Annotated in this window: 19 protein-coding genes; 7 read left to right on the top strand and 12 right to left on the bottom strand. The window is 53.7% G+C overall.

Annotated features, from left to right (window positions below; all coding sequences use genetic code 11):
• Positions 1-256: 256 nt before the first annotated feature.
• The 3 genes from ruvB to queG all read left to right on the top strand — a co-directional run bounded on the left by ruvB (position 257) and on the right by queG (position 3,308).
• Entirely contained in the window at positions 257-1,297 is a 1,041-nt protein-coding gene (gene ruvB, locus P1X16_RS17800; protein ID WP_277231660.1) for a Holliday junction branch migration DNA helicase RuvB, read from the top strand.
• Positions 1,298-1,403: 106 nt separating this feature from the next.
• Positions 1,404-2,264, top strand: coding sequence for a hypothetical protein (locus tag P1X16_RS17805; protein ID WP_277231662.1), 861 nt, complete (start codon positions 1,404-1,406; stop codon positions 2,262-2,264).
• 108 nt (positions 2,265-2,372) lie between these two features.
• Positions 2,373-3,308, top strand: a complete 936-nt coding sequence (gene queG / locus P1X16_RS17810; RefSeq protein ID WP_277231664.1) for a tRNA epoxyqueuosine(34) reductase QueG — start codon at positions 2,373-2,375, stop codon at positions 3,306-3,308.
• Between the two features lie 94 nt (positions 3,309-3,402).
• Here the strand turns inward: queG and P1X16_RS17815 are convergent, their stop codons facing one another.
• The 5 genes from P1X16_RS17815 to P1X16_RS17835 all read right to left on the bottom strand — a co-directional run bounded on the left by P1X16_RS17815 (position 3,403) and on the right by P1X16_RS17835 (position 7,284).
• Positions 3,403-3,594 (bottom strand): hypothetical protein, encoded by a 192-nt coding sequence (locus tag P1X16_RS17815; protein WP_277231666.1) that lies wholly within the window; start codon positions 3,592-3,594, stop codon positions 3,403-3,405.
• Between the two features lie 309 nt (positions 3,595-3,903).
• Positions 3,904-4,770: a ferritin-like domain-containing protein gene (locus P1X16_RS17820; RefSeq protein ID WP_277231668.1), complete on the bottom strand. Its 867-nt coding sequence runs from the start codon at positions 4,768-4,770 to the stop codon at positions 3,904-3,906.
• Positions 4,771-4,784: 14 nt separating this feature from the next.
• Positions 4,785-5,498 (bottom strand): ferritin-like domain-containing protein, encoded by a 714-nt coding sequence (locus P1X16_RS17825; protein WP_277231670.1) that lies wholly within the window; start codon positions 5,496-5,498, stop codon positions 4,785-4,787.
• 159 nt (positions 5,499-5,657) lie between these two features.
• Positions 5,658-6,527, bottom strand: a complete 870-nt coding sequence (locus P1X16_RS17830) for a ferritin-like domain-containing protein (RefSeq protein WP_277231671.1) — start codon at positions 6,525-6,527, stop codon at positions 5,658-5,660.
• A gap of 31 nt (positions 6,528-6,558) precedes the next feature.
• Complete coding sequence (locus tag P1X16_RS17835) at positions 6,559-7,284, bottom strand: ferritin-like domain-containing protein (protein WP_277231673.1); 726 nt, start codon at positions 7,282-7,284, stop codon at positions 6,559-6,561.
• A 343-nt stretch (positions 7,285-7,627) separates the two neighbouring features.
• Here P1X16_RS17835 and P1X16_RS17840 point away from each other — a divergent pair, with 343 nt between their 5' ends.
• Positions 7,628-9,082: a BatD family protein gene (locus tag P1X16_RS17840; protein WP_277231675.1), complete on the top strand. Its 1,455-nt coding sequence runs from the start codon at positions 7,628-7,630 to the stop codon at positions 9,080-9,082.
• A 91-nt stretch (positions 9,083-9,173) separates the two neighbouring features.
• Positions 9,174-10,259 carry a chorismate synthase gene (gene aroC, locus P1X16_RS17845; RefSeq protein WP_277231677.1) on the top strand — a complete coding sequence of 362 codons (1,086 nt, stop codon included), beginning with the start codon at positions 9,174-9,176 and terminating at the stop codon, positions 10,257-10,259.
• 100 nt (positions 10,260-10,359) lie between these two features.
• Here aroC and P1X16_RS17850 read toward each other — a convergent pair whose 3' ends face one another.
• A complete protein-coding gene (locus P1X16_RS17850) occupies positions 10,360-11,718 on the bottom strand; it encodes an HTTM domain-containing protein (RefSeq protein ID WP_277231678.1) in 1,359 nt (452 codons plus the stop codon).
• Positions 11,719-11,881: 163 nt separating this feature from the next.
• On the opposite strand from P1X16_RS17850, the gene P1X16_RS17855 reads away from it, so the two are divergent.
• Positions 11,882-12,508 carry a NifU family protein gene (locus P1X16_RS17855; protein ID WP_277231680.1) on the top strand — a complete coding sequence of 209 codons (627 nt, stop codon included), beginning with the start codon at positions 11,882-11,884 and terminating at the stop codon, positions 12,506-12,508.
• Positions 12,509-12,674: 166 nt separating this feature from the next.
• Entirely contained in the window at positions 12,675-13,247 is a 573-nt protein-coding gene (locus P1X16_RS17860; protein WP_277231681.1) for an acyltransferase, read from the top strand.
• Positions 13,248-13,378: 131 nt separating this feature from the next.
• Here P1X16_RS17860 and P1X16_RS17865 read toward each other — a convergent pair whose 3' ends face one another.
• From P1X16_RS17865 to P1X16_RS17890, 6 genes are all read right to left on the bottom strand, one after another.
• Positions 13,379-14,278 carry a DUF5777 family beta-barrel protein gene (locus P1X16_RS17865; RefSeq protein WP_277231683.1) on the bottom strand — a complete coding sequence of 300 codons (900 nt, stop codon included), beginning with the start codon at positions 14,276-14,278 and terminating at the stop codon, positions 13,379-13,381.
• An 11-nt stretch (positions 14,279-14,289) separates the two neighbouring features.
• Positions 14,290-14,850, bottom strand: a complete 561-nt coding sequence (locus P1X16_RS17870) for a YceI family protein (RefSeq protein WP_277231686.1) — start codon at positions 14,848-14,850, stop codon at positions 14,290-14,292.
• 24 nt (positions 14,851-14,874) lie between these two features.
• A complete protein-coding gene (locus P1X16_RS17875) occupies positions 14,875-15,249 on the bottom strand; it encodes a hypothetical protein (RefSeq protein ID WP_277231687.1) in 375 nt (124 codons plus the stop codon).
• Positions 15,250-15,312: 63 nt separating this feature from the next.
• Positions 15,313-16,176 (bottom strand): hypothetical protein, encoded by an 864-nt coding sequence (locus P1X16_RS17880; RefSeq protein ID WP_277231689.1) that lies wholly within the window; start codon positions 16,174-16,176, stop codon positions 15,313-15,315.
• A 185-nt stretch (positions 16,177-16,361) separates the two neighbouring features.
• On the bottom strand, positions 16,362-17,807 hold the full coding sequence (locus tag P1X16_RS17885) for a hypothetical protein (RefSeq protein ID WP_277231691.1): 1,446 nt from the start codon (positions 17,805-17,807) through the stop codon (positions 16,362-16,364).
• Complete coding sequence (locus tag P1X16_RS17890) at positions 17,782-18,381, bottom strand: RNA polymerase sigma factor (RefSeq protein ID WP_277231692.1); 600 nt, start codon at positions 18,379-18,381, stop codon at positions 17,782-17,784. The genes P1X16_RS17885 and P1X16_RS17890 overlap by 26 nt, the downstream gene beginning before the upstream one ends.
• Positions 18,382-18,482: the final 101 nt, after the last annotated feature.

Raw genomic sequence — 18,482 nt, forward strand, 5'->3', positions numbered from 1 at the left:
GCGCCACCCGTTTAGGGATTCAACAAAGCCAAATTCACTAACACAATGGCCAGACCAGCCAGCTGTTGTGTGAAGTGAGGTAAGGCTAGTGCGCAACAACTAAAAATGAGCTTTAGTAGCCCATCAGGAGGGATTTAGCTTTTATTTGCTAATCAGATTAGTTTATCTGCTTCTCTGAATGTTTTTTGCTAAAAAAGGGATGATTTATTGGGCATAGGTGTTACCTTTCCAACATCAACCTTTCCATTCGGCTGCTATGCGCGAATCTTATCTCACCGGCGGCAAAGACCATATGGATGCCTCCGAAAAGGACATTGACAAGGCCCTCCGCCCGCTTTCGTTCGACGATTTTGCGGGACAGGATAAGGTAGTCGAGAACCTGAAGGTATTTGTGGCCGCTGCCAAACGCCGCGGCGACGCCCTCGACCACGTGCTCCTGCACGGGCCTCCCGGTTTAGGTAAAACCACCCTTTCTCACATCATCGCCAACGAGCTAGAATCCGGCATCAAGATGACCAGCGGCCCGGTGCTCGACAAGCCTTCCGACCTGGCTGGCTTGCTCACCAACTTGGAGCCGCACGACGTACTGTTCATCGACGAGATTCACCGCCTCAACCCCGTGGTGGAAGAATACCTGTACTCCGCCATGGAGGACTACCGCATCGACATTATGCTCGATTCGGGTCCGAATGCGCGCTCGGTGCAGATTACGTTGTCGCCCTTCACGCTGATTGGCGCTACCACTCGCTCCGGTATGCTCACCTCGCCGCTGCGGGCCCGTTTTGGCATCAGCTCGCGCCTGGAGTATTACGACTCCAAGCTGTTGACCAGCATTGTGCAGCGTTCGGCCGAAATCCTGGGCACGCCCATTCACGAGGATGCTGCTTACGAAATTGCTCGCCGCTCGCGCGGTACGCCACGTATCGCCAACAACTTGCTGCGCCGCACCCGCGACTTCGCCCAAATCAAGGGCAACGGCACCATCACGGTGGAAATAGCTCAGTTTGCCCTGAACGCCCTCGACGTAGACGCCCGCGGCCTCGACGACATGGACAAGCGCATCCTTACCACCATCATCGACAAGTTCAAAGGTGGTCCGGTAGGCCTCAGCACCATTGCTACGGCCTGCGGCGAGGAAGCCGAAACCATCGAGGAAGTGTACGAGCCCTTCCTGATTCAGGAAGGCTACATCAAGCGCACCAGCCGTGGCCGCGAAGCCACCGAGCACGCCTATCAGCACCTCGGCAAGCTTATGCCCCAGCACCTGCGCGGCAACACTGGAGAGTTATTTAGTTAAGTTCTCGCTTCAGCGATACATAAAAGCGTCAGAAGGCAGTATCTTGAGCTGCTTTCTGACGCTTTACTTTTAATTAATTCTGTATGCTAATAACATTACAAAATAGATGAAAAACATACTTGTAATATTGCTATTGTTTGTCTTTGACAAGTCGCTTTGCCAAAATGTATTAGTCTCTTGGAGTCAGCAAAATATAGAAGGTTTAACTAAAGAGAAATATGATTTAGCTCAGCGGTTTTCTGCTGAGCAATTAGTTCACAAGAATGTAAATGATGCCAGTTGGTGTGACGTATTTTTAACGCTTAATGCATCTGTCAATAATTATAGTAAAGACATAACGTATCTTAGAAAAATAGCTGATCAAATTACGGATAACCAGGAAACAAAATTGATTGGCACTAGTCGCTTGATTATATGGAACAGAGTGGCCTCTAATGACCTACTGTTCGAAGGTAAGGGTTTGATTGTACACAACGACCTATTTAAAGTATCTGGCAGAGCAAATGAAATCTTACAGAACTTGACAGGTAAAAAATTCGGATACGTAACCAATAATTCAACAACTAAAGATCTTGTTGAATTAAAAAGTAAGTGGATAGACTATTTATCTAATAAAGAGGTAAAGGAAATATCTTATGCTAGTCAGCCTAATGCTAAAATACCAGAAGTTAGTAGTTTGGATGCGTTTCGTGCTATAGTTATGTCTTTAAATGACAACCCAAATAAAAAAGAAATAATGAAAAAGTGTTTAAGCAATACCTATCACTTAGATCAAATGCCTAAGGATGAAACATCATCAGCTATGTATTGTGACCCTGATAGATACTCTTTTGCATATTTGTCTATATTGATAGGTGATGAAAAATTTGATAAAGGCAAGGATGCAAAGTGGTGGAATGATTTCTGGAATAAAAACAAGGATAATCTTGTATGGAATAGTAGTAGAGGATACTACGAAGTGAAATAGCACACAATAGCATACAGATCTTAAAGTGGCGAAGCGTATCTGAACTTTCAGATACGCTTTTCTATTGTTCTCTTCAGGTTTATTCACTCATTAGGTTCTCAGTCACAAATGCTCCCCACCGCTCACTATACTGCCTTTATCAAGCAACGCGCGGCAGAGCTGGGCTTTATGTACTGTGGTATTTCCAAGGCTGAGTTTCTGGAGGAAGAAGCGCCGCGCCTTGAAAGCTGGTTGAACCGCAATATGCACGGCCAGATGGGTTACATGGCTAACCACTTCGACAAGCGCCTCGACCCGCGCCTGCTCGTGGACGGCGCCAAGTCGGTGATTTCGCTGCTGCTAAACTATTACCCGCCTGAAGAAAGCCAGCAGCCTGACGGTACGCTCAAAGTCAGCAAGTACGCTTACGGCCGCGATTATCACTTCGTCATCAAAGACAAGCTGAAAACGTTGCTGGCAGCCATGCAAGAGGAAATAGGGGAGGTAGGCGGCCGGGTATTCGTGGATTCGGCACCGGTGATGGACAAGGCCTGGGCTAAGCGGAGCGGGGCCGGCTGGATGGGAAAAAATGCCAACTTGATTACGCCGGGCGCGGGCTCGTTCTACTTCATTGCCGAGCTGATTGTGGACGTGGAGCTAGAGTATGATGGGCCCATCAAGGACTATTGCGGCACCTGCACCAAATGCGTGGATGCTTGTCCTACAGGCGCCATCACCGAGCCGTACGTAGTAGATGGTAGTAAGTGCATTAGCTACTTCACCATCGAACTGAAAGACCAGATTCCGCGGGAGGTTGAGGGCAAGTTTGGCAACTGGGTTTTTGGCTGCGATATCTGCCAGGATGTATGCCCCTGGAACCGCTTTGCTAAGCCTCACCAGGAACCTCAGTTCGCGCCGCATCCTGGCCTGAAAGATTTGCGCCCCACCGACTGGCAAGAGATTACGCACGAGCTGTTTTCAGAGCTATTTCGGCAGTCAGCAGTGAAGCGGACGGGGTATGCTGGACTGCAACGGAATATTCGCTTTGTAACGGGCGAGGAATAAGCGCACAATGCAATAAAGAAGGGCCCCTTTCCAGCAAGCTTACCAGGTGAAACTGGAGCTTGCTGGAAAGGGGCCCTCAATAGTAGAAGCTAGCTTAAAGGGCTGGCTGAGCAAACACGCGGTTGAGGATACGGTGGTAGATACGGGAGAACTGCTCGTAGCACCACACTCGGAATTGGGCTAGCTCAGTGGGTACCAACATACGAAGAGCTTTGCGGAGCTCTTTCTCGAATAGGATTTTATCAAAGCTCACTTTGAGCAGAATGGTTTTTGCATATTCCAACATAGGAGTAAGCTTATTTACTTTTTGGTTGTGGGTGAGAATTTTGGGTCGGTGAGCATGTATACGAAACGCTGAAAAAAGGATGCGTTTCGACCGAGTAGAGCAACGTATTTCGAGGAGAGCTTACAGTAGGAAATATAGTAAAACTCCTTGCATTAAGCGGTGTAAGATTTGGACGATGAGTTACTTATTAATAGGGGTATTCAACTATATTCCAGTCGCTGACCATAAAAAAAAGGAACCCCTTTGAGTTCCTTTTTTTCTAGAAAAATTAACAAAGCGGCTTTGCTGCCTTAAAACAGGCGGATTTGCTTACAAAGTGAACAGGTTTAGTAGCCCTTCCACACTATCGGCCGCCAGGGGTTCGTCGAAGGCTTCGGGTACACTTTCGGTTAGAATATTGGCGCCGGACCCGATAGGCAGCAACCGGAAAGGCACCGAGGTGTAGTCGGCTAACAGTTGCGTGGTAGCATGCTCAGTAGCGTACACAACAGCTGTCTTGTTGGCTACCGTAATGTCGGCATCAGCTGGGCTAGGCCACGGCTTGACTGTGGCTCCACGCTGCCGCCGTATCATGCGGATGCGAGTAGCATGCCGGCTTTCCGTGGAATGGATCTGTAAGGCAGTTTGCAGAATGTAGTTATCCTGCACCAGAAACTCTACCATGGCCTTGTAAGCCCGCACACTAGTGTCTTCGAGTAGCTGGGCTAACGTTAGAAAGTCGTCGAAGTTGGTGAATACGCTTGGGAAGAGAGCTGCCTGGGTGTTGTTTTTGCTGCCCGTAAAATCGTAGCGAGGCTGGGCAGGTACGTCGCCATTGGACGTGCTAATGAGACGGACCAACAGGGCTGCATGCTGCTGTTGGTGTGCCTGCATCTTCACAATCGAGGCCCGAATGCTGGTATCGGCAGGAAAGAAGCTAGCGGGAGCGGTCAGCGCTTGCGTATAGAAAGCGTTTTGCAAACGCTCCAGCCGAAGGGCGAGCAACAGCGAATCCAGGATAGTGCGCGTGTCGCGGGCTAGAGCAGGTACGCTGCCTAAGCCCAAGGGAAGGGCAGCAGCCAATGTCTTTGCCCCGAAACGGCCTAGACTAGTAAGTGCATCGCGACGGTCAGCAGGTTGCTCGAACTGGTTGGGGGTAGTGGCGGCCAAATCGGCCACAAGCTTCAGAATATTCATGGCGGTATACAGCCTTAGGTGGTCGGCAAGGCCGCTACAGATACTTCAACGGGCAAAAAGGACTTGATCAGCTCGATAACTTCAGTCGGTGTTTTGGCATCGTCGAGGCCATCGGCACCTACCGTAGACGCGAAAGAATCGGACTGCAATATCTCGTGGACCAAAGCGGCGTGCCGGGCTTCTACCGAAGCAAGCTTGCCTAAAGCCAGCAAGTTAGACGTCACGACCAGCAGCTTTCCGGCTCCATTATAAGCTGCTACGCCAATGTCTTCGAGTTGCCGGGCTGCCGTCCAAACTCCTACGCGGGTGGTAAGCGTGAGAGAAGAAAAGTTAAATTCCAATGGTGCAGCAAGGCTAACATCGTAAGCTTTGCTACCTAAAAGAGCCTTGAGATACTCGCGGTGAATAAGCTCATGGTCACGCAAATCGGTGAGGTAAGCTAATTCGCCCGGCAATAAATCGGCAGGAGGAGAAGCCACCACTTTCTGATAGAAAGCTGCTTCTAGTTGCTCCAGCAGATAGGCATAGTTGAGGACCCCATCGTCGATAGGCTGGCGAGTAGTGGTATCGAAGCCGTTAAAAGCTATTACATTATTCACAACGGGAGTAGCCGGTTCCTCATCATCTTTACAGCCCGCCAGCACGAGTGTCGAGGTGGCGAGGGTAGCACCAGCTGCCCGAAAGAAAGAACGCCGCTGCATAGCACGCGCTAGAAAAAAGGTTGACATAAGCAGATAATCACAAAGCAACGCCGCAGCAAACTCGGCTTGGAAGTAGGCAAAGGTAACTCCTTATAGTGGGATGCTCTAACAAGCATTTAGGTTGCATGAAAAAGGCGTCTCCAATTCTGGAGACGCCTTTTTTAAAGCTAATAAGTTGCTGTAAACTTAGAACTTCACTACCGAACTAGCAATGTTGGTAACAGTCGTGCTATCAAGAGCCTCGTCGAAAGCCGCGCTTACATCTTCAGCAGTATAGGTTTTGCCACCTACTGAGGTAAGCGTAAGACCACCTTGCATTAAGTTGCTTTCAGCAGGGAAGGTAGCTACTGGGTTGCCGGCGCCATATACTGGTGCAGGAGCCCCGTTAGGTTCAGCATTGATTACCCAAGGAAAAATGTTCGTCTGGTTGCCAGCAGTAGCACCCCGGCGCATAACGCGAATGTGTGCGGCGTGACGAGCTTCTACCGAGTGAATCTGTAGTGCGGTTTGCAGTAAATTGACAGCATTGCCACCAACCATTGGGTTCAGCGTAGGATCAATATTGCCCGCCTGACCTTTGTAGGCTCGTACGCCAGTGTCTTCAAATGCCTGTGCGAACGTCAGGAAAGAGGCGTAAGTGGCGAAGGCCGTACCGAAATCAAAGCCGTTGGCTGGAGCAGGGGCTGCATTGGTACCAAGTGCAGCAGTCAACAAATTCACGTGCGCTAGCTCGTGGCCGCGAATAGTCTCAATGGCCGTTCTAGCAACACCGGTGAGGGGAGCCGTCAGGGTAGCTGCTTTCAGTGCCTGATCATAAAAACTGTATTCCAAGCGCTCCAGAAGCAGCGCATAGTTGAATACTTCATTTACGTTGTTCAGAGTGTTCTGGCCTACAGCCTTGTTGAAGGCCGAACCAATGGCAATAGGAGCAGAAGCTAGAGCCAGCTTTTTGCCGAAGTTGCCTAGTGCAGTGAAGGCGCTACGGCGATGCGTGAGGCGGTCCATGATTTCAGGATCCACCTTTTCCAACTCGGAAATTATATTAAACAGGTTCATAGGAAAGAGAAGTCAGTTGTGAGAAGGTGGATTACTTGCCGACGTTGTCGCCGTTGATTTTTTCCTTGATGTAGGTTTGTGCTGCTGTCAGCACGGTTGGTACATCGAGGGCCTGATCGAGGCCGGCCGCGTTAACTACATCGTTGCCCGCGAAACTGCCGGGCGTAATTAGGTCGCGGATATAGGCCGCGTGGCGGGCTTCCACAGACACAATCTTGCCGGCTAGCAGCAGGTAGCCCTTGTCCTTGATGAGTTTGCCAGCGCCGTTGTAAGCACCTACACCCAAATCTTCGAAGGTTTTGGCAGCACCTAGCACCGAAGCCCGATCGTTAAAGTTGATTTTCGAGAAATCAGGAGTCAGACCTGGGATAACCATGGAAGGAGCAACGGCAGTAATAGCTGCTTTGAAGAATTCGCGGTGAATTTCTTCGTGTTTAGCAATGGCGGTTAGCGCAGCCTTTTCGTCGGCGGGCATGCTAGCGTAAGGGGTAGCAACAATCTGGGCGTAGAAAGCGGCCTCTAATTGCTCTAGAGCATAGGCGTAGTTCAGTACGCCTACATCACCAGAACCCAGACTAACAGTGCCAGCGGGCATACCACCGCCACCATTGTCGTCATCATCGCAGCCAGACAGGAGCAGAGCAGTAGCACCGGCAGTAGCACCAGCATACATGAAGAACGAGCGACGCTTGATGGGAACGTAAAGCGGCTTGGCAAACTCTGCCTCGTCGCCGCCCTTTTTGAGATTGTTGGACATGTGATGGAATGATTTGGGTAAAGGAAAATTTTGGCAAACAAAGCTCCCTGCACAGCTCTTTTGGGGCTGTGTATTGTAAAATTTCGGGAAAGACTATGTGGTATTTGGAAGGCACTTACGCGGCCCGAGCGAGTGCGGATTGCCCATAGCCAGAATTTTATTGCCGGGCTTGTTGAACGAGGAACCTCAACCGTGCCATAGTTGAGCTTGCTGATTGGCAGAAGCGGTTTCCAAAAACGCGTTTTCGGCTTGGAAAAGGCTTTTTGCGTAGCTTTGAATTGCTACCACCCGCTTTATGCTGCGTCTACTTTTTAGCTTATTTTTTTTTGCTTGTTGCTGGGTTGTGCCGCCGTCAAGTTGGGCGCAGCAGCCCGCCAAGCCGCCGGTGGCAGCGCCAGGGGCACAAGCAGAGCTGGAATTAGGGCCGGCAGTGCTGCCAGTTACCGAGTATTTCACTATCAGCTTTCATCTGCGTGGGGCAGCCCTAGAGCGTTACTCCGCCTTCCCCGATCTGGAAGGCTTCAAGAAAAGCGGTAAGTCGAGCACCACAACCACCCGGATAGTAGAAGGCCAAACCACCACCGAACTGACCATCACTCAACGCTACGCGGCCTACGCCGAGGGCGAGGTTGTGGTAAAGCCATTCACGATGACCGTCAACGGGCTGACAGTGCGCTCCAACGGGCTGACGGTGCGGGTAGGACCCGCGCCAACGGCCGGAGCCGGCACAGCGCCGCCAGCAGGTGGCGGTTTGCAAGGCATCGGCTTGCTTGATAACCTGTTTGGCAAACCAAAGCCGCAAGAATATGTAGAGCCGAAAGACAATGCGTTTCTGGCCTTGGTGCCCGACAAAACCAGCGTTTTTGTAGGCGAAGGCGTGCACATAGGACTGTACTTCTATCTTACGCCTGCCGACCAAGGCTTACTCGACTTCTACAATTTCGCCGGCCAGCTTCCTGACATCTTGCAGCAGTTGCGGCAACACACGGCTTGGGAAGAGCCCTTCAACGAGCAAGAAATAGTGCCGGAGTCGGTGACGATGGGCGGCAAGCCCTTTTTGCGCTACCGCCTCTACGAAGCCGAATATTATCCGCTCAACGCCGAGCCTCTGGTGTTTCCGGTTGTGGCGCTACGCATGGTGAAATACCGACTGGCAAAAAATCCCGCCGAGGGTCTCGACAACCGCCTCGAAGGCTACAAAACCTACCTTACTACCACCCGCACCATTCGGGTGAAACCGCTGCCGCCCCATCCGCTGCGCGACTTGGTACCCGTGGGCCATTACCAACTGCGCGAAGCCGTCAACCAAACCACGTTTCGGACCGGGCAAGCCTTTACCTACAGTTTCGGGGTGGAAGGCGAAGGCAATCTGGCGGCGGTTAGTGCGCCGGTTGTGCCGCCTAAGCCGGGCCTGGAAGTGTACGGCCCCGATGTGCAGCAAGAGCTAACTCGGCAAGGCGGCCGAGTAGGCGGGCGTAAGGTGTTTACATATCGGTTGGTAGCTCGCCAGCCCGGCAGATTGCAGCTCGACAGCTTGTTGAACCTAGTGTTCTTCGATCCTACTATTGGCCGCTATGATACGCTGCATGCGGAATTGACACCCGTTGTTCGGGGGCCAGTGCGCAATGCCAGCACTTTCCGTGCCCCCTCCGACGACCCGTTCTACCAGAACGTGCTTTTCGACGCTAACAACACCCTACAGCCACTAGACGCCTACGACGATGTGCGCCGCTACGCCAACTATATCTTGGTCGTCCTGCTCGGGGTGGCGGTCTGGGGCTGGTGGCGGAAGAAGTGAAATTGTGAGATGGTGAACTTGTGAATAGATGTTCTGGTAGCTTTGCCTTTCCAAATAGCAACTCACCGTTACACCAATTCACTAGCGCCTCATGTCTAATTCCTTCGGTACGCTGTTTCGCATTACCACTTTCGGCGAGTCGCATGGGCCGGGCATTGGCGTGATAGTGGATGGCTGCCCGGCAGGGCTGGCGGTAGAAGCCACCGATATTCAGGCGGCGCTGGACCGGCGCCGGCCCGGCCAAAGCGACCTGACCACGCCCCGCAAGGAAGCCGACCAAGTGGAAATTCAGTCGGGTATTTTCGGGGGCTACACCACGGGCACACCCATTAGCCTCTTTATCCGCAACCAGGATCAGGCCAGCCACGACTACTCGCACATCGAGCATGCCTACCGCCCCTCACATGCCGACTACACCTACGACCAGAAATACGGCCGCCGCGACTACCGCGGCGGTGGCCGCAGTTCGGCCCGCGAAACGGCGGCCCGCGTAGCAGCCGGCGCCATAGCCGACAAATTTTTAGCACACTACGGCATCGTGGTACGAAGCTACGTGTCGCAGGTAGGAGCAGTGCAAGTGCCGGTCGGCTACGAACAGCTCGACCTGGCCCTTATCGACAGCAACCCCGTCCGCTGCCCGCACCCTGAAACCGCCGAGCGCATGGCCGACCTTATCCGCCAAACCCGCGACCGGCACGATACGGTGGGTGGCCTCGTAACAGGGGTTGTCACCGGGGTGCCAGCGGGCCTCGGGGAGCCAGTGTTCGATAAGTTGCATTCCGAGCTTGGGCGGGCCATGTTGGGTATCAACGCCGTGAAAGGCTTCGAGTACGGGTCCGGTTTCGCGGGCACGCTGCTGTTTGGTTCCGAGCACAACGACACCTTCTACACCGACGAAGCTGGCGCAGTGCGCACTCGCACCAACCACTCGGGCGGCATTCAGGGCGGCATTAGCAACGGACAGGATATTTATTTCCGCGTTGCGTTCAAGCCCGTTGCCACCATCTTGCAGCCTCAGCAAACCCTCAATGACCAGAACGAGGAAATCACGCTGGCTGGCCGGGGCCGCCACGACCCTTGCGTGCTGCCGCGCGCTGTGCCTATCGTTGATGCCATGACCAGCCTCGTGCTGGCCGATATGCTGTTGCGGGCCCGGGCAAATAGAGTAACCGAGTAAACGAGTAGCGGAGTAAGGCGCTAGTGCGTGGTGCCGTTGTTAGCTCGATGCACCGCGGCTTTCAGGGTCTAAAGTCCTTTACCCTTACTCCGTTATTCAATTACTCCTCCAACGGCGGTTCGGGGGTTATCCAGCTATAAGGTTGAAGGGTGCGCGGCTGCGCTGCCAGGTTGACGGTGGGCGCTACAATAGGACGAACAGGGCGCCGGTTGAGCTGCACGTAAGAATCTGCGTAGACTGCCACCGGGCCAAGGCCACGCTGGGCGTACTGGTCGGCCAGAAAATGCGCGAATTGCAAAATACAGTCGGGCTGCCCGATTAGCTTGCTGTATTGGCGGGGCGTCAGATAAGTCGTGGGGGCTACTATTTCGGTGCGGCCATCGGGCAGCACCACCCGGTAGGTAATAGAGCCGGTCTTGCTGCGTAGCATCATGTGCCAGGCAAAATGGTGACCTTCTTCGGTCCAGTGCACATCACCCCGGTACAGGAAATGCCGGAGCGGCACTAGCACCTGCACCACCGCATACACGCCAAGGGCGGTCAGCAAAACGGGCGCATAGCGTGGTTGGGTAGCAGGGGCAAGCGCGGCGGCTGGCGCCGACAGAGGCACACGAGTGGCTATCCAGCGGCGCAAGCCGGGTGTGTGCCGCGGCCAGGAAGGCGGAAAAAACAAGGCGGCCGTTATGAACAGCGAAAACCACGGGAACGTACCCAAGCCGAAAACAAGGACGTTGGAAATGTGGAAAAACGCGGCCGCTGCAAAAGCCCACGGCCGGGTTAGGCGCCATAGAAGCAGAGGCGCTACCAGCAAGTCAAAGGCCACACCTGCGTAGCTCATTACCCAAGGCGTGATGCTGCTTCCGAGTATGGGCCCAATAATAGGATAATTGGCCTTGGGGGCCAGCCACACTATCAGGGGGCGCGCCATAAACCAATCGGCGTTGAGCTTGGCCAAGCCGGCATAGAAGTAGACCACACACATCTGAAACAGCAACAAGTAGCGCGTCCAGGCGGGAGTAGTGGCCGACGGTGGGACGCGGCCCGCGCGAACATCGGCCGAGGCGGCGCGGTGTGCCGGCGTCAATCCGAGCATGCCTGCCACCAAGCAGTAGAGGTAGAAGTGGTTGATAAAGCGGGTTTCCTCGGCCAGAAACAGCAGCGTATAGCAAAGCGTCAGGAGCAGGGCCGCCAAGCGGAAGTGCCAGCCGGCCGCTACAGCTACCCCTGCTGCTATAGCCCCCAGGTGAATAGCAATGATTATGGGCGGCGACCAGTGCGGCAGCCAATCAAAAAACAGGTAAGAGAAATGTACCTGTGGCTCTATGTACTCGCGGGTGTAGCCGAGGGCCAGGCTACCGGCCATTTCCAGAGCCAGTAAAACACCAATACCCATACGAGCTACCACTAGCCAGGCAATATCAATGGGGCGAAATAAAGCGGCAGTAAGACGGGCAAGCATACTGGCAAGATACGGGGGCCAACGCCTGATGGGTTGCCCTTCGCTATCTTATCATCGTTGACTTCTCTATCTTTGCAACTAATCGCGCCTTGCGCGGTTTTATAGGACAGACCGGTACCGAAACCGGCTGACTTTCTCCCGCTTGTCTCCAAGTCTTTCAAACATGGCTGAACAACTCACTGCCCCCGCTGCGCCGGTTTCAATCTACGCCGAAGCCAGCCCCAACCCCGAATCCATGAAGTTCGTGCTCAACGCCCAGCTGCTTGCTGACGGCGTGAGCGTGGACTACCCCAATCTGGAAGCCGCCGCTAATTCGCCGCTGGCCCAGGAGCTATTCAACTTCGATTATGTAGGCCGCGTGTTCATTGCGCAAAATTTCGTGACCATCACCAAGGTTACAGATTTGCAGTGGGCCCAGCTCATCCCCGAGCTGCGCACCTTCCTCAAGTCGTACATCGAGGCAGCTGGCCCCGTGTTCATCGTTGATCCGGCTGCCGAGCAAAAAGCCGCTCAGCAAGCTGCCGCTACCGGCGACTCGTCGGAAGCCGATCAGCAAACCAGCCAAAAAATTATCGACCTACTTGACAACTACGTGCGCCCTGCTGTAGAGCAAGACGGCGGTAACATCACCTTCAAGAGCTACCAGGACGGCATCGTGACCGTGAATCTGCAAGGCTCCTGCTCGGGTTGCCCATCGGCTACCGTTACGCTGAAGTCAGGCATCGAGAACCTGCTCAAGCGGATGGTACCCGAGGTGAAAGAAGTGGTAGCCGAAGGCGTTACCATCTAACTTTAGCCGGCGGCTCTTTGCCTTACGCTTCCAGCGCTTTTGCCCATGGAAGCCCGGGAATGAATCTTGCTAGCTTTTTGAACAATGCCTCTACTTTCAAGTAGAGGCATTTTTTTGCCCTATATTTCGAGCTCAATGCAGCTTGCCAAGTTCAACCAGGTTTAAAATGAGTTATTTAATTCAGCACGGTTCTTTTGTTCTTAGACAAAGATATTACGCGCGGTTTCTACATTTTTTTAGAAAACTATGGTTGGGTTTGCAAGGAATGAAAGTAGGAAAAGGCACGGAGCTTCCGCGCTTACACATCACATGGCCCCACCAAGTAACGCTTGGTGTTAACTGCAAATTAGAGCACGATATATATTTTAAATACGACGGTATTTGGCAGCCCGGATCGGCTATAAAAATTGGTAATAACGTTTTTATTGGGTCCGGCTGCGAATTCAATATCAGCGAGGGGATTACTATTGGTAACGATGCGCTTATTGCCTCGGGCTGCCGGTTTATAGACCATAACCATGGTACTGCCCTCCATGAATTGATGAGGACGCAGGTCGGTCCTAAGGAAGCTATCAGCATAGAACCCAATGTATGGTTGGGAGTAAATGTGGTAGTGCTGAAAGGGGTAACAATTGGCGAGGGTGCCATAATTGCCGCCGGCGCAGTAGTAACTAAGTCAGTTGGGGCTAACGAAATTTGGGCGGGAGTACCCGCAAAAAGAATAGGCGAGCGTAAATAATTAGTCGAGCAATAGTTTGCCGATTTACTTTCAAATACAAAAAGGCCGCACCTAGTAGGCGCGGCTTTTTCATGACTGTGAGTGAATAGAAAAGTGTGGTGATATATTTCGTGAAGGGAAAATAAATTCTTCTAATTTCTTAGCTGGAAAGCACGAGAAATATTAAATCCGAAGTAAATATCTCCGTCGAAGAAATTGCCCGTGGTTTGAGGAACGAAGAATTTCTCTATCATGCCTTGTGAATTGGTGAAGTGCAGCTGAAATACGTGCCCACCCGTTTCAATATCAAACCCGACAGCTAGAGAATTGCGGTAATCGTCGGCGGTGGCGCCGGGCAGCAGGTAATAGTATTCCGCGGTGAGTGCTAAGCGCTTGGTTAATTTCTGTCGCGCCGCCGCTCCAATAGCGTACACATCGTTCTCGTCGCGGCGCAGGGCCACGTAGTTGCGGTGAACCAGCGTAGGCATGAGCTGCACCGACAGGTTCGAGCTGAATTTGCGCGCTAGCAGGGCTTGGTACGTGTAGGTGAAGCGCGAGGTGGTAGAGCGTTCGGGCTGTGGTTCAAACTTTAGGGTGCTGACCGCTGAAGTTGCCAAGAGCGTTACCGATATGGGCATAGCACGCGGACCACTGCTTTGGCGCACTGCCTTGTACTTCACAAATCCATCGTAGGTCTTTTCCAGCGAGCTGCGCCCCACACCCACGGCCAGGTTGTTGGTAAGTCCGTATTCGAGCCCCAGCCGTATGGTGGCCTGGTCGAGCCCGAAAAACTCGTAGGCCCCGCTGTTCAGGGTGCCGAAGCGGTGCGAAATCAGGAACACCAAACTGCCCTTGCCCGGCGTTTCAATGGAATGACCATTGATGACCCGCGTGCCCTTGAAGGTGGCCGTCACGTACTCGCGGCGCAAACTATCAGTGCTTTGGCTTTCCAGTTGGTTCAGCAAATCCTGCGCTTGCGTATGGACGGGGGTTAATAGCAATACGGCAGCCAGCCCGCCAGCCACTCGCCAAAGAGTTGAGATTGAAATCATAGAGGAAAAGGTTAGGGAGCTGGATTACAGGCTAGATTCACGGTTACGTCCACCGACTTGGCAATCTGGTTGCGCACGAGCGCCGGGATTTCAATGTTGTAATCGGCCGGGGCCACGGCAAACTTCGACTTGACCAGCAGGCGGTTGCCCTGCTTTTCCAGCGTGCCCGGTACGCGCACCCGCTTGGTCACGCCATGAATGGTAAGGTCGCCTTCCACCTGCACGGTTTGCGGGCCCGTAGTGGGCAGCGCGGCGGGTGTCCAGTTGACAAGGGTTCCGGAGAAGGTGGCTTTTGGGTACTTGTCAGATTCCACGTAGTTTTCGTTGAAGTGCTCCTGCATCAGCGACCTGGGAAACTGGAACCCCTTCATAGGTACCGTAAAGGCAATTTGCCCCGACTGCACATCCACGGCGGCGCCCACTTGCTCGTTGCGGGCCTCAATGTCCTCGATGGGGGTGGCCGAAAAGAAACTGATGCTGCCCGTGCGCGTCAGAAACTTGCTTTGTGCCAGACCGGGTAGCGCCGTCAGGCCACCAAGCAAGAGCACGATAAATAATACTTGCGGCTTCATGTTGGGAGGAATAAGAGCCAAGTGTCAGTTATTAGCCGCTCCGTCGGTTACCCACTTGCGCAACTGCGTAATGTCGCACTCGGCTAGCTTGGCCCCGCCTTTGGGCATGGGCGAGTAGCCAGGCTCGTGGTTGACCGAGCCTACGAGCCGGCCGTTGAGAGCTACCGTCCGGACCGTGGCATACGTGCTTAGGTTCACCCCGCCGCTCGCAAAGTTGGCGTTGTGGCAAGAGGTGCAATTCTTCTGAAGCAGCGGCGCTACGGTCAAAGCGTACGTGACATCCGCCGTGTTACAGGTGGGCGCCGGTATCTCGTCGGGCGTTTGGTCTTCCCCGTTTTCGGAAGCACAGGCGGTGAGCAGAATGCCTGCCCCCAGCAGAAGCATAAGTTTATTGTGCATAAAACAAATGGATGTGGTGATGAATCAAATAAGTAGCCAAGCGGACCTACCTAGGCCACGGCATTACGGCGCCGCTACCGCCCAAACATTGCCGACCCCGTCGCCTTCCACCTTGTTGCGCTGTGCGCCGTCGGGAGTGTAGTAGTAGAGCGGCAAACCCTTGTAGGTGGTCTGTTGGCGTGTTGTGCCGTTGGGGCCATCGGGCCGCGTGATGACGCCAAAGTCGCTGCTTTTGAGGCTGGAAGGCAGCGTACGGCCTGGTTCCAGGTACACTGGCCACGTGGCAATGCAGTTGCCACTACAGTTGGTCGGCTGGGTGGTAGGGGCCGTTTGGTCGCGGCTGAATGTGTAGAGGGTACGCCCCTGGCTGTCAATCAGGAAATTCTTGAGGGTACTCTGATTGGTGGTTCTGTTGACGACGCTCGTGCGGGCCAGCAGCACTGAATAGTCGGGCTTCATTACAAACCACACGCCGCCCACGTTTTCGCCCTTCACCTCGCCGGCTTTCTCGCGCACATTCTGCCCGGCGGCGTCAGCAGGAGAGTAGTAATACATCGGCCAGCCTTTGTAGGTGGTTTGGGGCTGGCCATCAGCTGTGGTGATGGTGCCAAAATCCTCGGCTTTTAGTCCCTCGCCTAGCACCAAGTTGGGCTCGTAGAAAATAGGCCAAACAGCGGCGCAACCGCCCGTGCAGGTGTTGGTGCCTGCCAGGTCGCGCGTGAAGTAATAAATGGTGTTGCCTTGCGCATCGACCATGTAAGGACCAAGCGTAGCGTTGTCGACGAGCTTGACGGTGGGAACAGGGGTTTTGTCATCGTCGTCGCTACAGCTGCCGACCACAAACACGAGCCCAGTGATGAGTAGCGCCACGGCCGGCCACGCTAGAACAAAGCGGCCGCGCAGGGCATAGAGAAGCTGTCTAAGCATGATTTCTTAGAAAAAAAGTGGAACAAGAAGGGAAAGTCAGGCTAGCTTGATGGCTACGCAGCGCACACACCGGGCCCGGCAATGGCGTACTACAAGTCCAGCCTGAAACAAGGGTCCCGTCGCGAGCAGGACCAGAAAAAGCAAAGCAATCAGCGCCCGTAGGCTATACTGAAGAAGAGAAATAGTTAGCGCAACAGCCCGTATTTCACAGAAAAAGCGGCTCCCGCACTGGTTAAACGTACTTTTCCGGCGCCCACCCCACCTAGCGGCAACTGCAGAAACGGCTCGGCCTGCACTGCCCAACGGCTCCCGAGCGGGCGCTCCACGCCCCCCGATAAGTTGAGCAGGCCAAATGCATGGTTAGTGCCATTGTACACTTCCGCAACAGCCGTTCGAGGTTGACCATTCACTTGGTAATCGTAGTCGTAGCACTCGTAGCGCATTAGCAACGACGAAAGTCCTACGCTGGTGAATACAGTGTATTTCGGTCGAATGACAGCATCATAGCGCAGATTTAGAGGAATTTCCGTCATCCGGCAGTTGGCGTTTACTACGTAGTCGCCTTGCCGCCAAGGCCAGGAGGCGGGTATGGTATAGTCGGAACTAGCTGCTCCATATTGCTTTACGCTCCTGATTACAGAAGCCCGCACTCGTAGCCGCGACGTCAGGCGGTATTCGAGCGTCACACCCAGGTCGTTGCCGAAACGAGCAGTTTCCAGGCGCCGGACCGCGCTAAACGAAGGCGCCACCATCACTCCGACCACTAACCGATGCGCAGGCCGCGGCCGTTCCGGGCGCTTCTTTTCTGTCGAGTCAGGCGCCGGCGTTGGGACGGCTGGTTTCTGCGCTAGTGTGTCCTGTGCTGGTAGGGTAGGGGCAACCGCAGCAGGCACCGTTGGCTGCTGCGCTAGTTCTGGTCGTTGGGGCGTTGCAGGTGTAGTAGTAGGAGCAGTTGCTACCTCCTTGGAAAGCAGTGGGTTGGCTTCGGCAGTATTCTTATTTGAAGTAATATGATTATCTGCTTCTCCAGCCTCAGTGCGCAGCGAGGAAGCCGTATGGTTTGTCAGGCTCCGTTGTGTTTCATCGGCTACGGGTAGCAACCGGCGTTTCTGCGTTGATACTGCACCTACAAGCAACATGGTAGATGTGCTAGCCCGACCACGTACTACTGCTTCACGGCGAGAGGAAGCAGCAGTTAATGTAGTAGCGGAAGCTAAAGTTGGCTTATCTGCTGCTTCGCTGGTAAATGCCTTAGGCGCTATTAGCGCTAGAGGCGAGGCGCCAGCCGAAGGTTTTGGCGGGGTAGTAGTTGGTGCCGGAGCGGTGGGAGTAGCGGCGGTTATTGCCTTTTTAGTGACAGGCACACTTGTGCGAGCTGGCTGCTGCGCTACTTCAGTGCCCGTGGTTGCCATCCGGTAGCCTTGCCACAAAAGCAGCAACAAGGCCACTAGTGCTACCTCAAGCATGAAAAGACGCACTACTTTCTGGCGCACCAACTGGTCGGTTGCGGCCTTATTTAGCTTGTCTTCCATGCGTAACCAGCCGCCCAGAGGAATTTCCTCGGGATACGCCTCGGCGCTGCGCCGGACTAGCTCGTCCAGCTCTTCATCCGACATATTTGGCGTAGGCATGGTGTTTATTTTTTTTAAGAAGGGTTTTTAAATGCTCCCGCGCTTTGAAAAGGTTTGACTTAGAGGCCCCCACCGAAATGCCCAGTTGCGTGGCAATTTCTTCGTGGGTATAACCATCAATGACGTACATATTGAACACCGCCCGGTAAGCTGGCGTGAGCTGTCCAATTAACTGCAGCAATTCTTCGAAAGACAGATTGTCGAGCGGAGAATGGCCGCCATCAGCGTGCGACCCGGCTACCGTGTCCAAATCCGCTTGGAAGGCGTGACGAGAATTGGCTCGGAACCGATCAATGGCCGTATGCACCATGATCTTGCGTATCCAACCGCGCAAAGAGCCCGCCACGTCGGTGTGACGTGTGGTATCGAAGCGCGGCAACTCCTGAAAAACTTTCATGAAGCCATCGTTCACGGCTTCCAAGGCCACATCCCGGTCGTGGAGGTAGCGCAAGCAAACACTTAGCCCGTAGCTATAGTAGAGCATGTACAGCCGCCGCTGACTAGCCTGCTCCTGCTTTTGACAGCCGGTCAGGATTTCGGTAAGCAGCGCAGAATCTAGTTCGAGGCTAGCCACAATAGCGGGGGAGAAGATTCATTAGGCCACTCGTAGGGAACCGGAAAATGGTTGCTTGAGGAATAGAAAATATAGTTAAAATCTATCTGCATCTCTAAGCA

Origin of the sequence: Hymenobacter sp. YC55 (assembly GCF_029433095.1) — a bacterium.
GTDB lineage: Bacteria > Bacteroidota > Bacteroidia > Cytophagales > Hymenobacteraceae > Hymenobacter.

Bases quoted from the DNA above. Each gene is read 5' to 3' on its own strand.
- P1X16_RS17865 (WP_277231683.1), bottom strand. From the start codon at position 14,278: ATGATTTCAATCTCAACTCTTTGGCGAGTGGCTGGCGGGCTGGCTGCC.
- aroC (WP_277231677.1), top strand. From the start codon at position 9,174: ATGTCTAATTCCTTCGGTACGCTGTTTCGCATTACCACTTTCGGCGAG.
- P1X16_RS17855 (WP_277231680.1), top strand. From the start codon at position 11,882: ATGGCTGAACAACTCACTGCCCCCGCTGCGCCGGTTTCAATCTACGCC.
- P1X16_RS17880 (WP_277231689.1), bottom strand. From the start codon at position 16,176: ATGCTTAGACAGCTTCTCTATGCCCTGCGCGGCCGCTTTGTTCTAGCG.
- P1X16_RS17885 (WP_277231691.1), bottom strand. From the start codon at position 17,807: ATGCCTACGCCAAATATGTCGGATGAAGAGCTGGACGAGCTAGTCCGG.
- P1X16_RS17850 (WP_277231678.1), bottom strand. From the start codon at position 11,718: ATGCTTGCCCGTCTTACTGCCGCTTTATTTCGCCCCATTGATATTGCC.
- P1X16_RS17875 (WP_277231687.1), bottom strand. From the start codon at position 15,249: ATGCACAATAAACTTATGCTTCTGCTGGGGGCAGGCATTCTGCTCACC.
- P1X16_RS17805 (WP_277231662.1), top strand. From the start codon at position 1,404: ATGAAAAACATACTTGTAATATTGCTATTGTTTGTCTTTGACAAGTCG.
- queG (WP_277231664.1), top strand. From the start codon at position 2,373: ATGCTCCCCACCGCTCACTATACTGCCTTTATCAAGCAACGCGCGGCA.
- P1X16_RS17835 (WP_277231673.1), bottom strand. From the start codon at position 7,284: ATGTCCAACAATCTCAAAAAGGGCGGCGACGAGGCAGAGTTTGCCAAG.
- P1X16_RS17870 (WP_277231686.1), bottom strand. From the start codon at position 14,850: ATGAAGCCGCAAGTATTATTTATCGTGCTCTTGCTTGGTGGCCTGACG.
- P1X16_RS17820 (WP_277231668.1), bottom strand. From the start codon at position 4,770: ATGAATATTCTGAAGCTTGTGGCCGATTTGGCCGCCACTACCCCCAAC.
- P1X16_RS17825 (WP_277231670.1), bottom strand. From the start codon at position 5,498: ATGTCAACCTTTTTTCTAGCGCGTGCTATGCAGCGGCGTTCTTTCTTT.
- P1X16_RS17830 (WP_277231671.1), bottom strand. From the start codon at position 6,527: ATGAACCTGTTTAATATAATTTCCGAGTTGGAAAAGGTGGATCCTGAA.
- P1X16_RS17860 (WP_277231681.1), top strand. From the start codon at position 12,675: ATGAGTTATTTAATTCAGCACGGTTCTTTTGTTCTTAGACAAAGATAT.
- P1X16_RS17815 (WP_277231666.1), bottom strand. From the start codon at position 3,594: ATGTTGGAATATGCAAAAACCATTCTGCTCAAAGTGAGCTTTGATAAA.
- ruvB (WP_277231660.1), top strand. From the start codon at position 257: ATGCGCGAATCTTATCTCACCGGCGGCAAAGACCATATGGATGCCTCC.